The 13,926-nt window shown below is 59.5% G+C and carries 15 protein-coding genes and 1 tRNA gene; 7 read left to right on the plus strand and 9 right to left on the minus strand.

Annotation, left to right across the window (positions count from 1 at the left end; genetic code table 11):
- Positions 1-573: 573 nt before the first annotated feature.
- Together SS05631_RS30855 and SS05631_RS02080 are read right to left on the minus strand one after the other, a co-directional pair.
- Positions 574-771: a hypothetical protein gene (locus tag SS05631_RS30855; protein WP_141471723.1), complete on the minus strand. Its 198-nt coding sequence runs from the start codon at positions 769-771 to the stop codon at positions 574-576.
- A gap of 341 nt (positions 772-1,112) precedes the next feature.
- Positions 1,113-1,283 carry a hypothetical protein gene (locus tag SS05631_RS02080; protein WP_157213140.1) on the minus strand — a complete coding sequence of 57 codons (171 nt, stop codon included), beginning with the start codon at positions 1,281-1,283 and terminating at the stop codon, positions 1,113-1,115.
- A gap of 194 nt (positions 1,284-1,477) precedes the next feature.
- Here SS05631_RS02080 and SS05631_RS02085 point away from each other — a divergent pair, with 194 nt between their 5' ends.
- The 3 genes from SS05631_RS02085 (at position 1,478) to SS05631_RS02095 (ending at position 5,310) form a co-directional block, all read left to right on the plus strand.
- On the plus strand, positions 1,478-2,881 hold the full coding sequence (locus SS05631_RS02085) for a DUF6538 domain-containing protein (RefSeq protein WP_037413185.1): 1,404 nt from the start codon (positions 1,478-1,480) through the stop codon (positions 2,879-2,881).
- A 316-nt stretch (positions 2,882-3,197) separates the two neighbouring features.
- Positions 3,198-4,220, plus strand: a complete 1,023-nt coding sequence (locus SS05631_RS02090) for a hypothetical protein (RefSeq protein WP_157213141.1) — start codon at positions 3,198-3,200, stop codon at positions 4,218-4,220.
- A 100-nt stretch (positions 4,221-4,320) separates the two neighbouring features.
- Positions 4,321-5,310 (plus strand): DUF4062 domain-containing protein, encoded by a 990-nt coding sequence (locus tag SS05631_RS02095; protein WP_014327431.1) that lies wholly within the window; start codon positions 4,321-4,323, stop codon positions 5,308-5,310.
- A 105-nt stretch (positions 5,311-5,415) separates the two neighbouring features.
- Here the strand turns inward: SS05631_RS02095 and SS05631_RS02100 are convergent, their stop codons facing one another.
- On the minus strand, positions 5,416-6,048 hold the full coding sequence (locus tag SS05631_RS02100; protein ID WP_037413191.1) for a recombinase family protein: 633 nt from the start codon (positions 6,046-6,048) through the stop codon (positions 5,416-5,418).
- Positions 6,049-6,268: 220 nt separating this feature from the next.
- Between SS05631_RS02100 and SS05631_RS30860 the strand changes: the two genes are divergently transcribed.
- Entirely contained in the window at positions 6,269-6,556 is a 288-nt protein-coding gene (locus SS05631_RS30860; protein WP_050988146.1) for a hypothetical protein, read from the plus strand.
- Here SS05631_RS30860 and SS05631_RS02105 read toward each other — a convergent pair.
- From SS05631_RS02105 to SS05631_RS02125, 5 genes are all read right to left on the minus strand, one after another.
- Positions 6,473-6,841 (minus strand): Bro-N domain-containing protein, encoded by a 369-nt coding sequence (locus SS05631_RS02105; RefSeq protein WP_083853815.1) that lies wholly within the window; start codon positions 6,839-6,841, stop codon positions 6,473-6,475. The two genes, SS05631_RS30860 and SS05631_RS02105, sit on opposite strands and share 84 nt — an antisense overlap.
- 288 nt (positions 6,842-7,129) lie before the next feature.
- The gene (locus tag SS05631_RS02110; RefSeq protein ID WP_037413193.1) at positions 7,130-8,056 is read right to left on the minus strand and encodes a ParB N-terminal domain-containing protein; all 927 of its coding nucleotides are present in this window, start codon (positions 8,054-8,056) and stop codon (positions 7,130-7,132) included.
- A gap of 544 nt (positions 8,057-8,600) precedes the next feature.
- The gene (locus SS05631_RS02115; RefSeq protein WP_037413195.1) at positions 8,601-8,837 is read right to left on the minus strand and encodes a hypothetical protein; all 237 of its coding nucleotides are present in this window, start codon (positions 8,835-8,837) and stop codon (positions 8,601-8,603) included.
- Between the two features lie 134 nt (positions 8,838-8,971).
- Positions 8,972-9,295 (minus strand): Rha family transcriptional regulator, encoded by a 324-nt coding sequence (locus tag SS05631_RS02120; protein ID WP_157213142.1) that lies wholly within the window; start codon positions 9,293-9,295, stop codon positions 8,972-8,974.
- A 65-nt stretch (positions 9,296-9,360) separates the two neighbouring features.
- Positions 9,361-9,434: transfer RNA gene (locus SS05631_RS02125), tRNA-Gln, on the minus strand.
- 296 nt (positions 9,435-9,730) lie between these two features.
- Here SS05631_RS02125 and SS05631_RS02130 point away from each other — a divergent pair.
- From SS05631_RS02130 to SS05631_RS02140, 3 genes are read left to right on the plus strand one after another with little or no spacing between them, the layout of a single operon-like run.
- On the plus strand, positions 9,731-11,287 hold the full coding sequence (locus SS05631_RS02130) for a Ppx/GppA phosphatase family protein (protein ID WP_172900162.1): 1,557 nt from the start codon (positions 9,731-9,733) through the stop codon (positions 11,285-11,287).
- Positions 11,284-12,021 (plus strand): RlmE family RNA methyltransferase, encoded by a 738-nt coding sequence (locus SS05631_RS02135; protein WP_037413199.1) that lies wholly within the window; start codon positions 11,284-11,286, stop codon positions 12,019-12,021. Before SS05631_RS02130 ends, SS05631_RS02135 begins: the two co-directional genes overlap by 4 nt.
- A gap of 2 nt (positions 12,022-12,023) precedes the next feature.
- Positions 12,024-12,407, plus strand: coding sequence for a VOC family protein (locus tag SS05631_RS02140; protein ID WP_037413201.1), 384 nt, complete (start codon positions 12,024-12,026; stop codon positions 12,405-12,407).
- Positions 12,408-12,496: 89 nt separating this feature from the next.
- Here the strand turns inward: SS05631_RS02140 and SS05631_RS02145 are convergent, their stop codons facing one another.
- A complete protein-coding gene (locus SS05631_RS02145; protein WP_037413203.1) occupies positions 12,497-13,906 on the minus strand; it encodes a DHA2 family efflux MFS transporter permease subunit in 1,410 nt (469 codons plus the stop codon).
- Between the last annotated feature and the right edge of the window lie 20 nt (positions 13,907-13,926).

The raw sequence follows: 13,926 nt of genomic DNA on the forward strand, positions 1-13,926 counted from the left end.
ACTTGTCTGGCGCGTATCTCCTGCAACTTGGCAGCATTTGAGCCTTCGGGCATTGCGCGCGAAAATAGGCTTTCCGCCACGTGGCGGGTCGTGTCTTTCATAAGGGGTATCCTAAGACTGGATGCGCGCCGGGATAACTTGTAGCGCGATTATCTCCTGCCATGGGCGGAGTTCGAAACGTTGCAAATCGGGAGTCGCCAAGCACCCGGACGAACCGGGGATCACGTAGCCGAAAGCTGAAACGCAGTGTTTAGGTGGTGACGCGTACTGTCCAATTCAAGACGGCTACTGCTGCCCGCCGAAAAGCGCAACGTCCTTGGCGTCACCGACGCGGCAGAAGCTATAGGCCCGGCGCCTCTACTTCCGTGAGAGTCACTTCTGCTTCTTTCCGAGACCTAACCCGCTGTTCGCAAACTTTGCGGTCGTGCCCTGTAGGCCCGCGCCCGGAGCCACGGCCTTGTCTTTTTTCGGCTTTCGCGTTTCGCGATTGCTTCTAGCTTGGCCCTTGGCCATCTGATGCTCCTGAATTTTCGGTTTATGATCGGTTGCGCTGCGGCGTCAGCGCACTCTTACTCAGCAAGGACGAAGCTTTGCGCCACGAAAGCAGGAAAGCCTGGCGGCTCGCGCTGCCAAGTTGAACCGTTTGATGCGCGGTGCTGCCGCTGGCTCGCCTTTACCATTATGCTGAAGCCGAACGTTTTCGCCGTAACCAAATTCGCTGACGCTGACGAGATTACGAGCGACGATGTGAAGGTGGAGGTCGGAAGACATGCTGTCCTCCTTTCTTTGGGGCCAGGACACCAAGGCCCCGAAGCAGCAGCGCCCTGACAATGGCTGCTGACGTTGAGAACATGCGCCCTTTAGCAGCCAAGCGCAAGGGCGCCGGCCGTTTTGCTACTTGTCGAAAGATGTTCTCGTGATGACGCAACGGATCGCCTAGTTCTCCGGTAACAGGCGACACTTGCCCTTAGGGCCTTCATGCAGAGACTGTAGTGTGCCTGATCTGAACGTCGCAGATCGGGACTGCTGGCAGCTTACCGTCGCGGCGTGATACCGACCCTGGCCAACATCCGTGTCAACGGGGCCTCCGAAGCCGTCTACGTGAGGGACGGTCATTTCCCTGCTTTCTCCACATCATGCAACCGCTCAAGGAGAACTCTTATATTCTTTGGGAGTTTGGGGATGACTGTGAACACGGGAAGTGATCGGAGAAAAGCGACGTTGGAGTCGGTTGCCATCACCTGCCGGATATGCGTCGCCACGTCCCTGTGGGGCTTCTTCATGTCGCCGTTCCTAAAGAGGAATAACACCACGACTGAGAGAATGTTCCCTAAAAGGGGTTTGTGGCGGACAGGCAAGAATTGGCTGGGGAACCTGGACCCTCAGGGGGTACATACCTAAGTCTTTGATCTTGCAAAGAGTGCAGCGATTTCATAGAGATAAGGTACGAACAACAGGTCACTTTGAGGTACATTCCTTGCCCCGCACCAGAGCGCCCAACTACCTTGAGCAGATGAACAACGGGGGCTGGAGGGTCTCCGTCCCGGTGCCGCGTGATCTCATCAAGGTGATGGGCAAGACACGCCTGAAGCGATCTCTCGACACCCACAGCCACGCAGAGGCAGCGAAGCGGAAGCACGCGGTCGTTGCCGAGTTCCTCCAGATGATCGAAGCTGCACGGGTTGGCCGCGTCAGCCATACGGCCACCGAAGGCGCAAGCGTGAGCGCTTCTACTAAGCAGGACTTAACGAGCTTGGCGCTGGACCTCCGAAGCGTTCTTCAGTCCCACGACGAAGGGACCGAGCAGCACGAACTGGAGAAGGAGGGCATCTATCAGGTAGCCGAGCAGATCAGAGGCGCGGAGATCGATTACGATGCCGGGACCGACAGCCCCGTCTTTGACCCTCACAAGGAGGCCAAGGCAGGTGACTTTCTTCGCATCGCTCTCGGGATGGAGACGCCGCTGAATGAGCCGCTGGAGCTCTTCCACTCACAGGTCAAGTGGAATGCCAGGACGAAGAGCGACAGCACGCGAGCTATGAAAGCGCTCGAAAACTGGTGCCACGACCACCGCGTTTCTTTCACCGTCGAGGCCATCACTCGGAAGAGGGCTGGGCGTTTTATCGGTGACCTGGCCTCCAGCACTGAGCGACCACTGACGAACCGCACGATCAACAAGTACCTGTCCTGCCTCTCAAAGTACTGGAAGTGGCTGGAGGTGCGCGGGTACATCGAAGAGGGAACTTCGCCGTGGTCCGGTCAGTCGCTGCCGAAGGAAGAGCCTAAGGAGGATGAGAAGGAACGCCCGTTCACCGAAACCGAGATCAGCACACTGCTGACAGGCGAACCAAACCAGCCATACCTCAAGGCCGTCATGTTGATCGGGGCACTCACCGGGGCGCGTATCGATGCCATCATCAGCTTGAAGCGGAAGGACATCACCGACGATGGCAACATCCGGTTCAAGGCACAGAAGCGAGAGAAGGCGTCACGGCTTGTGCCGATCCATCCCGATTTGGTGGAGACGCTGAAGGCGCTCACAAACGGCAAGGAGCCTGATGATGATCTCTTTCCTGAGTGTCCCCCAGTGCCGGGAGGCAAGGCCCAAGAACGATCTATGCCAGCGGTCAAGGCATTTGGGTACTACCGCGAGAAGCGGGGCGTGAGTGAGAAGGTGGAGGGCAAGCGGCGCGGCCTCGTTAACTTCCACTCCTTCCGCCGCTGGTTCATCACCAAGGCCTATCAGGCGAACCAGCCGGAAATTGTCGTCCAGATCGTGGTCGGTCAAAAGCCCCAGAGTGTGGCCGCGAAGGTGTATCTCGGAGGGCTGACGCAGGAGCAGTTGAGGGCGTGCGTCGAGGCTGTGAAGTTGCCCAATTAAAGAGGTTGCATTAGTAGCTTCTCACTCATCGTGTCTGTTCATCGCAGTCGAAAGACGCATTCTTGCGTTTGGCGACGTTTCTCAGAAGTTGCACAAATATAGCAACGCACCTTGAATGCAGGGGTTCCCGCTGGTAGCTGAACTACGTGATTTTGACTGTGGGGACCGAGATGCTTTATTCGCGGTTTTTTACTCACGTCCAGTCCAAGGCTACTACACACATATCGAGAACGGACCAGTGCTATCAGCGGACCTCATGCAGCCCATCCCTCGACTTGATGACGGCCATGCTTTCATGATCAGTTGGAGCGGGGGCGTGCAATCAGCCGAAGCGGGCAAAGACCAATGGCGCGTTTTGCCGGTCCTTCATGAAGGCAAGCCTTGCGTTAAGGGTTTTTATTCCAAATCGGACTTGGGCCGCTTCATGAAACAAAGAGGACTGAAGTTCGTCGCGTTCCAGCACATTCAGTGGATGGGCGGGGCGTTCAATTCTCATTGGGCACCACTCATACCGGGGCAATCCAACTTCTCACTAAGTCCGGCTAACGTTTGGGGGAATGTATCGCGTAACCTTAGTCGGGCAAGGATCGAGACAGCGCTGAAGGCTCAACAAGACCCATCGCCGGGGGAGATGGAAGCAATCTTAGACGCTAAAAGTGAACCCGAGCGGCTGGCACAATCAATCGCACTCAGCCTCCGAAATCTTGATACCAGCGTTGAACAAGTGTCGTCGTTCTATAACCAAGAGCTGACCAACCAACTGGCCGCCGGTAAGATCGATGGCTCGCGATCGTCCAGTATGAGAGACCAAGTCCTATACGCGCAGGTCCACAGCTTCTTCCTTCATTTGGGTGCCGCGAGAGATTACCTCGCAACCTTTATTGCCCTCCAACTGGGCAAAGATCATCAAAAATACGACGCGATGGGGCGTCTAATCGAAGCCGTTAGAACCGCCGACATCGAAGGGTCGATGATCCTGAAGATTATGGAAGCGAGGGGGTATGTATCGCCGCGCGAAAATACCTCGGACAAATGGAGCGTGTCGGGTTGGCTGAAGCAGGCAACGGACCTTCGCAACGAGTTTGTCCACAAGCGGACGTATGGCCATAAGGCAGTTGAAAGAATGGGACACTTGCGGCCTATCGACCTTGAAAACGGTCTGTATCGCTACTTCCGTCCGATCGCGCTGGACCATGTTGCTAACGATGTCTTCGATGTCATCATTGAGCATTATGAAAAAACAAACGAGCTTTTCTATACTGCCGCCAAAGCATCAGGGTTCGACGCCAGCATTCTGCATTTGACGGACAAGGACATTATTTCGATCAAAAAGGCGTGATTTCGGGCCTCCTTGGCCTGAGGGCGAGCCTATTGCTAATGGATAACTGGATCGATCAAACTCAAAAGTTGTGACCAATCAGTGCTGACAAGAGCTTCAAATGGAAAAGCGATACCAAGTTTTCGTAAGTTCAACCTTCGTGGACCTTCAGGAGGCCAGAGGCAAGGTCTTCCAAACTTTGATGGAAATGGACTGCATTCCGGCAGGCATGGAGCTGTTTCCCGCGATGGATGAAGAACAGATGCAGTTCATCAAGCGCATCATTGATGACTGCGATTACTATCTCCTAATTCTTGGGGGGCGGTACGGGTCGGTTTCGGCGGAAGGCATCAGCTACACCGAGATGGAGTATGACTACGCCATCGAGAAGGGGCTGAAGGTCTTGGCCTTCGTCCATGAAAAGCCCGAGGAGATACCCGCAAAGTTCACGGACAGCGACCCGGCGTTGCGGGCGAAATTGGATGCATTCCGTGAGAAAGTTCGGACAGGCCGGCTGGTTCGGAGTTGGATTGATCTTAAAGAGCTTCCCGGCCTGGTGTCACTGAGCCTCAACAAAACGATCAAGACCTATCCAGCTATCGGGTGGGTGCGAGCCAATCAAGTTAGTTCTGTCGAAGCGGTGCAGGAGCAAAACGAACTGCTCAAAGAACTGGAGGCGCTTCGGAAAGAACTCCAGCAGCAGAAAGCCACTGCAATGCCAGTTATAGAGGGCTTGGCTGGGCTGGATGAGCAATTCCAAGTCCAGTTGACGGACTATGCCGGGATGGACGCGAAACGATATCACGCGTCTCTGACCTGGCGTGAGATCTTCGTGGGGATTGCGCCTGATCTTCAGGTGGCGCGACAGGACGGCGAGATGGGGCGCTTAATGGGGCAAGCGCTGTTGTCCCATATCGGTGTAAAGTCCCCCTTTCATGGTTCTGTCGAGAACGAGGGTTTCAAGACGATCAGAACCCAGCTCGCGGCGCTGGGCCTTATTCGGTTGGTGGTGAATGGGGAGGGAGCCCAACAGACACTAACGTGGGAGATAACACCGGAGGGAATGGCTCTAATGCTTCAGGAGAGGACGGTGAAATCGTCAGGAGGGTGACGATTTGTAGCGCTCAGTCTGTTAGCGGTGACCTTTTTGCGTGAGGACAGGGCAGCGGGACGACGAAAAAGCATTATCGCCCCATCAGGAACAGATGCCGTGCAATCACAGCCCCCATAGTGTCAAAGCCTTCTCCGCAGCGGCTGGGTCTTCCTTGATCCTGTACACCGTCTGGCGGCTAAGGCTCGATGCCTGGGCGATCTCTGACACGTTCATGCTCTTGCTGACCAAGTCGATGACGGTCTGAAACTGATCTCGGCTATAGCTGGGCTTCCGCCCTCTGTAAGCGTCATCCTTCTCCTTAGCATTGGCAATTCCGGCCTTCTGTGCCTCTTTCGTGGCTTCAGCTTGTGCCTGTGCCGACGCAGCCATGAAGCTTATCATGGCGTCCCTCACGGCCATCTGCATTGGGTCGGTGGTCGAGCCGTCGAAGGTCATGTTGTTGATGATTGTGCGGATGACCACGCCCCGACGCATGAATTCCCTGATGGTGTCGGTTACGTCCGCGTAGTTCCTGCCGAGGCGGTCAACCCAGCGAACAACGAGCGTATCTCCCGCACGCAGCATATCGAAAAGGCGCTTACCTTCTGGCCTGTCCTTCATCATGACGGACACCCCCGAAACACCGTGATCTGCAATGACATGATCGAAGGAGAAGCCAGCCTTCTCGGCTTGCGTCTGCTGATGGCTGAGGGTCTGTTCAGAGGTCGAAACGCGAGCGTAGAGGAAGGTTGCCATGCGGGTCTCCATTTGTCCGTAAGAGTGCTGTCCACATGAATGCATGTCCGAAAGCTTCATGTCAACCCTAACGGACAAAAACAACTGCGCCTTCCGCGCGTCCGCTGTCCTATACCCTTGCGGACAAACGACTTTCTCCTGTGGAGCAAGACTGCTGCGGCTCGCCCGCCCCCCGAACCTTGGATAGTGTGACGCTTCAATTCACACCTGAGGGGCGATAATGGCGACGGACAAGGCTTGGGAGCGGGCAGAAAAAGAAACCAATGAACGACATTGGAAATGGACGCCTGTGATGCCGACAATAACAGTAATTTTCGTTTCAGGCATTGTGTGCAGCCTTGCTGCCAGCATCGTCGGTTTAGAAGAAAGCGCTGGACGGCAGCTTGCGACCATCGTGACCCTTGGCTTGGGGGCGCTTGTGTGGCTAATCGAGCGATCGATGCTGAAGGCCAGAAACAAGATGTTCAACGATCTGTACTTCCGGTATCGCGACGAAGAAAGCAGGTAATCTCACCTTCTCCTCACCGAGGATATAGCCACCATCCCTACAGATCGGCGGGAGGACAATGCGGGTGACCCAGTCCTGGAACTCGCGTGCCTCCGGTTTGTCGGAGCGCATGATGAGACGGTAAAGGCCGCTCTCGGAGATGCAGTTCGGGGGTGAACCGCGCATACCCTCAATCCGATGGAGCCTTTTCTCATCGCTTCCGAGCGGGGCGAGCGCCATCGTGGGATTACCCAGCCCGAGGACGCGGCAGACATCAGCCGCAACGAACCACGGCTGGTCGTCGATTTCGACTACGCGGACGAGTTTGGAGAGGTCGGAAGGCGTCCAGAGCGCGAAATCGAGGGGGCCACCGGGGGGACGGCGCGGTTCCTTCTATCTGATCTGGGGTCAGAAATTCGTGGCTCTAACATTCCGACCCCCTCCCACCAGACCGCGCCTTGGAGCCTCCATCGCCGCCATCAAGCGGGACAGGATCAAACCCCGATATGGCAGTGACGGTGGCGGGAGCATGCGCCTGATGGGAGGAGGGGTCGCCTGCCCAGATTGGGCACCTGAGCATTGGGCAGTCTGGTGCTAAAAAGGCAGGTCCATATCGGGGTCAGACGGCTGCTGCGGCTCGAAGTCTTCGGGATCATCAACTTCGTTTCCGTCTTGATCGCGTAGGGTGACCTGCAGCCCGTACTCCTCCAGCATCCGCACAGCCACGTCAGGCGTCATCCTGCCGAGAATGTGGCGGAACGCCTTGGCCGTGATCTCCGGCCGCTTTGCCAGCGTCTTGCCGAACTCGTCACCGAGCCTATCCACCATCTTCATCGCTTCGGCCTCCTGCCAACTGTTGTTGTAGTCGCGATCATCTTCGCCTTGACCGTGCTTCCACTCCTGCTGCGCCTCATACCAGCTACGTATCTGCCTCGCCCTCGCGCCGAGTTCACGCGCGGCTTTCCGCATCGTGTCAATCGTGCCCTTCGAGATCGTTGTGCGGGCGACCAACTGCGTCTTGGACAGCTTGCCGAGTTCGTCAGCATGAACCACAAGCTTCCATGCGTAGTCTGCCCGCTCTTGATACGTAAGCCGCAGATTGATCTGGTTGTTCGCCGTTTCAGCGAACCTGATGGCGTCATCGACCGTGCCCTTGAAGAACTTCACCGGCACAGGCACAGGCGCGCTCCGTTTCCATCGCCGGTAGGCTTCAAGACGGTGGTGACCGTCAATGACGATGACTGCCCCTCCACATCGCCAGACGCGGATAGGGTCAATCGTGCCGTGGATGGATAAGACCTTCATAAGGTCGCTCACATGGCGCTCGTTCACCGTGGCGTCCCTAATTTGAAACACCTGGGTGAGTTCCTTCAAGTCCTGCTGAGCGAGGTGAGTAGGCTCAACCTCAACCTGCTTGGTCTGCCTCTCGACACGACGAAGGGCTTCAAGCGCCGTGGCGAAGGATTGCCTATGAATGTCGGTCGGCAGCATGTCGCCGCCGTGGTCTACGTGTGCGTCCATTCTGGAACGTCCTCGTTTCGTTGGTCAGGTTTGTTCTTGTTGAATGCGAGCCTCCTCGTCGTGCCCCGAAAAGACGATCTCCCCGAACCCAGAGGAACGAGGAGACCGTAAGCAGGACCAACGATGAGGGATGTGATGAAGTCTGATCACGCCGCACTCCCGACTGTCGGGTCGCCATGACGCGGCGGTGCGGTAGGCTGGCTACGCCAGACTGAAGGGAGCTGACTGGAGGCCAGCTGAGGTCAGACGAACTTTCTATCCGTATGGTGGTGGTAATCGAGCGTTCGTTTCTATCCATAGGTGAGGGGTAATTAAAAGTTGATGCCCTTCTATGAATGCAACCAATTGCTCTGGTCTTCTCCGTATTGGGTGGGGCAATCGTTGGTTTGATTTAACCGGGCCTTAACCCGCCCGGAGTGGTTCCTTCCCTTGTTCGTGTTCGACCAACCGTCCCCGCCTCTCCACGGTCGATACGTCGGTCAAAAAAGCAAAGCCCCCGCAGATCGCTCAACGGGGGCCTTGAAGGTCACCTGATGGGGACCGGTCAGGCCGCGTTCGGTAGCTGCTCGTCCAACATCAGCGGCGGCTGATAGGGCAGCTTCTTCTCCAGCAGCCAGTGCCGGAACTCACCTGACGGGGAGCCTCGCTCCGCTGCGGGAAGCTCGAACCACTGATGGCGATCATACGTGAACTCTCGGCTGTTGGTCTCGATGTAGAGATAGGAAAGGCCGCAAGCCTCAACGGTGATCGAGCGACCGAAGAGGGCGAGTGAAAGGCGCATCTGAAAACTCCCTGAATGCGAAATGCGAGCGCGCTTAGATCGTGATTTGTCGTGTCAATCAAGGGGAAATATCGCGTCATTTCAGGTACTTAACTATTCACCCGTGGATAGCTTCTGACGAAATAGTCGGACGCTCAAGGCGTTAGCGACCTATCCTTGTCCGGGTTGTTAGCAGAAGTTTTTACTACCTGCAGCGCCTTGGCCCCGGTGAAGCCCATCGCCAGAAGCGAGAAGCCATCGCGGGTCATGTCGAAACCGTCCAGCTCGCGGTCATAACGGTCGAGCAAGGTGACGGGGATGAAGAAAGATGCCTTCAAATCTGAGGGCATGTCCAATGCGCGGATGTCCCGCAGGACGTTGAAGTGTTCCTTCCCGAAGTAGGCCGCTACGTCCCGGCTGTTGGCGACGACGGTGGAGTTCTTGATGGTGACGAGGGGGCGCGCAAATTTGAGGTACAAAGTGCGGTACAAACCGAGGTACGCACCGCCCAGTAACCGATTGATTTCTATACGCTATTGAGAGATGGCTGGGGAACCTGGATTCGAACCAGGACTAACGGAGTCAGAGTCCGCTGGTCTACCGTTAACCTATTCCCCAAGGCCTGCAGGCGTGGCCGCCCGCGTCGGTGTGGCGGGCTTATAAACAAAAGAACCGCCGATGCAAATACCTTTTGGCAAAAAAATGCGGCCGGCCTGTGGTGAAGGCGCGATCCGTCGGTCACCACGATGCGGAGCGTCGGCCTTCGCCCGCAAGGCGGCGGAGAATTGGGGCGAATTCGAGCCTTAAAAAAAGTTTGGCGAAAAAGGGCGGCGCTGGTACAGTCGCGCCAACGCAAAATCGAGAGAGCGCCTTGAGCGGCCGGAAGGCTTCGCGCGGCGCGATGGTTGAGACAAGTGAAAGACCCCGAACACGGCGCAACGCCGTCTGAATCCGGGGCGTCGGCAGCAGGTCGTGGCGAGGCGCATAAGCTTGTGCCGCGCGGCGGCAAGGGGAAACGGAGGCGGCGCAAGCCGTCCGGTTCGCCGTCTGCAATTGCCAGCCCATCCGGGATTTCCGGAGAGGCAGGGCGTCCCGCAGCACTGAACGAAGCGGAGCCGGCGCGCAAGCGCAAGCGGCGCCGCCGTTCGAAGGCCGCAAGGCCGCAGAGTCAGGCTGCCGCCGGCGTTTCCGGCGCCGCCACCCACGAGCCACCGATCACCGACAAGAAGGGCCAGAAGCGCGGCAAGAAGGCGCGTCAAAGGCGTGGCCTGCAGGGGCGGCCGCTCGCTTCCAGCGGCAAGCCGCTGACCTCCGACCGGCAAGCCTCGCGCGATGTTCCGGCCGCGCCGCAGCAGCCGCGCAAGGACGAGGTGCGCGCTCCCTATCTTGCGCCCAGCGAGCCACCGGCGCCGCTTTATGCGGCGCTCGATCTCGGCACCAACAATTGCCGCCTGCTGGTCGCCCAGCCGACCCGGCCGGGGCAGTTCCGCGTCGTCGACGCCTTTTCCCGCATCGTCCGGCTCGGCGAGGGCCTCGGCGCCAGCGGCAGGCTCTCCGACGATGCGATGGAACGCTCCGTCGAAGCGTTGAAGATCTGCGCCGGCAAGCTCAGTGCCCGGTCGATTCGCCGACGTCGGCTGATCGCCACCGAGGCGGCGCGCGCCGCCGAAAACGGCGAGGCCTTCCTCAAGCGCGTTGCCGAGGAAACCGGCCTCGATCTCGAAATCATCGACCGCGAAACCGAGGCGCGGCTTGCCGTTTCCGGCTGCTCCTCGCTCGTCGATCGCGAGACCAAGTCGGTCGTCCTCTTCGACATCGGCGGCGGCTCGTCGGAAATCGCGGTGATCCGCATCGGCGACAACCGCTCGAGCCGGCTTGCCAACCACATCACCCATTGGACCTCGCTGCCCGTCGGCGTCGTTACCCTGTCCGAACGCCACGGCGGCGAGCATGTCACACCTGATAGCTTCGAGACGATGGTGCGCGAGGTCGAAGGCATGCTCGACCGGTTCGACGGCCCCTCGGTCGAAGCGCTGGAAAGCGCCTCCGGCAGCGGCTTCCACCTGATCGGCACGTCGGGCACGGTGACAACGCTGGCCGGCGTCCATCTCGACCTGCCGCGCTACGACCGGCGTCGCGTCGACGGTCTCTGGCTCTCCGACGAGGAGGTCTCGGCGATGCAGGCACGGCTGCTCTCCTGGGATTTCGCCGCGCGGGCCGCCAATCCCTGCATCGGTCCGGACCGAGCCGATCTGGTACTTGCCGGCTGCGCCATCCTCGAGGCGATCCGCCGCCGCTGGCCGTCGAACCGTATGCGTGTCGCCGACCGTGGGCTCAGAGAGGGTCTGCTGACCGACATGATGGCCGATGACGGGGCCTGGCGGCGCGGGCGTCCGCGTCGCTACCAGCAGCGCGGCTCGGCCCTGGCGAGCGAAGAGCGGCAGAGATCCCACGAAGGGAACAAGGCATGACGAAATCTCCGATCGGCGGCAACCGCAGCGGCCGCAAGCTCGGCCAAAAGGTGAAGAAGGGCAAGCTCAAGGCATCCTCGCGCCGTTGGCTTGAACGGCACATCAACGACCCTTACGTGCAGCGCGCCCAGCTCGAGGGCTATCGCGCCCGGGCGGCTTTCAAGTTTTTGGAGATCGACGAGAAGCACAAGATTTTGGCCGGCGCCCGGCGCATCATCGATCTCGGCGCCGCACCCGGCAGCTGGTCGCAGATCGCTGCCAAGGTGACGAATTCGACCGATGCGGATCCGCGCGTCGCCGCAATCGACTTTCTCGAGATGGACCCGATCCCGGGGGTCCGCTTCCTGCAGATGGATTTCCTCGACCCCGAAGCGCCGGAAAAGCTCAAGGAGGCGGTCGGCGGCACGCCCGACCTCGTCATCTCCGACATGGCGGCGCCGACCACCGGCCATCGCCAGACCGACCATCTGCGCACCATGCATCTCTGTGAAGTGGCGGCGCATTTTGCGGTCGACGTGCTCGCCAAGGGAGGGCACTTCCTGGCAAAAACCTTCCAGGGCGGTACGGAGCGCGACCTTCTCAACATGCTGAAGCAGAATTTCCGCCAGGTCATCCATGTGAAGCCGGCCTCGTCGCGCGCTGAATCGGTCGAGATGTTCCTGCTCGCCAAGGATTTCAAGGGTCGGCAGAAGGCCGGCACGGAGACGGAAGCCGAAGAAGAGGCGGCGGAATAGGCATGTTGCTCTACGTGACGGTCGGCACCAACGACCTCGAACGCGCCGGCGCGTTCTATGACGGCGTGCTCCCAACCCTCGGCTACCGCCGCCAGCGGTGGGACGATACCGAGATCGGCTACGGCGCCGATGGTGATATGCGCGTCCGCTTCTGGGTGGTCACCCCGTTTAATCGCGAGCCTGCCACCTATGGCAACGGCGTGAGCATCGCGCTCGTGGCCGAGACACGAGGCGCCGTCGATGCCTTTTATGCCGCGGCGCTTGCAAACGGCGGCACCGACGAGGGCGCGCCGGGGCTGCGGCCGTTCCACGCGCATTTTTATGGCGCCTGGGTCCGCGATCTCGATGGCAACAAGATTGCCGCCGTCTGCGAGCGGCCGGAATAGGGCAGGATACGTACGGCCCGTCTGAGAAGACAATCGAGGTGGACCCGCCCCCCTCTGCGATGTTCCCATAGCGCAGTCTGATTAGAGAGCTACTTACCGGCCGTCGCCTCGGCTTCCCGCAGCGCCTTTCGATGGCCGGAGACGGAAGCGCCGGCATTCTTCGCCATCGTCAAAAACGGGATCGCCGCCAGCAGATTGGCGACCGCGATGATCATGAAGCCGATGTGAAAGTCGTCGAGCGCCAGCGGTCCGCTGCCGATCGCGGTTCGGATTTCCAGGATCGCGCCCGCCACCGCCACGCCGAGCGCAAGGCTGATCTGCTGCAGCACGGCGCTCATCGACGTTGCCTTGCTGGCGTCGGCGTCGTCGATGTCGGCGAAGGAAAGTGCGTTGACGCTGGTGAAGAAGAAGGAGCGGGCAAAGCCGGCGATGAGCAGGATCGTGAGCATGACGAGGTAAGGCGTCGCCGGCGTGAAGAAGCCGTTCACGAAGGTGGTGCCGGCGGCGATGATGGCGGCAATGATCAGCGTCGTGCGGAAGCCGGCAAAGGCGAGAACGCGGCGGGCGAAGAATTTCGTGGTGATCGCGCCGACGGCGCCGATGAAGGTGATCAGCCCCGACTGGAACGGATTGAGGCCGAAGCCGATCTGCAGCATCAGCGGCATTAGGAACGGAACGGCGCCGACGGAGATGCGGAAGACCGTGCCGCCGATCGAGGCGGCGCGGAAGGCGCTGTCGCGAAACAGCCCGAGGTCGAGCACCGGTGCCGGATGGCGGCGCGCGTGGAAGATGTAAAGGAAGGTCGCGGCAATGCCGGCCGCGACGGAAGCGATGCCGACCGCCGGCGGCAGGGCCGGCAGGCTGATGACCGAAAGTCCGAAGACGATGCCCGAGGCGGCGATGCCGCCGAGCAGAAAGCCGAGAATGTCGACCGGCGGCGGGTTCTGCCGCTCCATCTCCGGCAGGTAGATGCCGGAAAGCACATAGCCCGCAATGCCGACCGGCACATTGATCAGGAAGATCCAGTGCCAGGAGAAATAGGTGGTGATGAAGCCGCCGAGCGGTGGGCCCGCCAAGGGTCCGACGAGAGCCGGAATGGTGAGCAGCGCCATGGCGGAGACGAGCTCGCTGCGCGGCGTGCCGCGCACCAGCACGAGCCGCGCGACCGGCGTCATCATCGCGCCACCCATGCCCTGCAGGAAGCGCGCCAGCACGAAGGCGACCAAGCTGTCTGCGACGGCGCAGAACACCGATCCGGCGACGAACACGAGCATCGCCGTGCGGAAGATGCGCTTGGCGCCGAAGCGGTCCGCCATCCAGCCGCTCAAGGGAATGAAGATTGCGAGCGCAACCATATAGGAGGTGAGCGCCAGCTTGAGCGTGATCGGCCCGACGCCGATGTCATGCGCGATCGCCGGGAGCGACGTCGAAATGACGGTGGAATCCATCTGCTCCATGAAAAGAGCGACGGCCAGGATCATCGGGACGATGCGGTTCATGAGAGACCTTGGATGCGGGG

The organism is Sinorhizobium sp. CCBAU 05631 (assembly GCF_002288505.1).
GTDB classification, from domain to species: Bacteria; Pseudomonadota; Alphaproteobacteria; order Rhizobiales; family Rhizobiaceae; genus Sinorhizobium; species Sinorhizobium fredii_C.

Bases quoted from the DNA above. Each gene is read 5' to 3' on its own strand.
- SS05631_RS30855 (WP_141471723.1), bottom strand. From the start codon at position 771: ATGTCTTCCGACCTCCACCTTCACATCGTCGCTCGTAATCTCGTCAGC.
- SS05631_RS02080 (WP_157213140.1), bottom strand. From the start codon at position 1,283: ATGAAGAAGCCCCACAGGGACGTGGCGACGCATATCCGGCAGGTGATG.
- SS05631_RS02095 (WP_014327431.1), top strand. From the start codon at position 4,321: ATGGAAAAGCGATACCAAGTTTTCGTAAGTTCAACCTTCGTGGACCTT.
- SS05631_RS02100 (WP_037413191.1), bottom strand. From the start codon at position 6,048: ATGGCAACCTTCCTCTACGCTCGCGTTTCGACCTCTGAACAGACCCTC.
- SS05631_RS30860 (WP_050988146.1), top strand. From the start codon at position 6,269: ATGGCGACGGACAAGGCTTGGGAGCGGGCAGAAAAAGAAACCAATGAA.
- SS05631_RS02110 (WP_037413193.1), bottom strand. From the start codon at position 8,056: ATGGACGCACACGTAGACCACGGCGGCGACATGCTGCCGACCGACATT.
- SS05631_RS02115 (WP_037413195.1), bottom strand. From the start codon at position 8,837: ATGCGCCTTTCACTCGCCCTCTTCGGTCGCTCGATCACCGTTGAGGCT.
- SS05631_RS02135 (WP_037413199.1), top strand. From the start codon at position 11,284: ATGACGAAATCTCCGATCGGCGGCAACCGCAGCGGCCGCAAGCTCGGC.
- SS05631_RS02140 (WP_037413201.1), top strand. From the start codon at position 12,024: ATGTTGCTCTACGTGACGGTCGGCACCAACGACCTCGAACGCGCCGGC.
- SS05631_RS02145 (WP_037413203.1), bottom strand. From the start codon at position 13,906: ATGAACCGCATCGTCCCGATGATCCTGGCCGTCGCTCTTTTCATGGAG.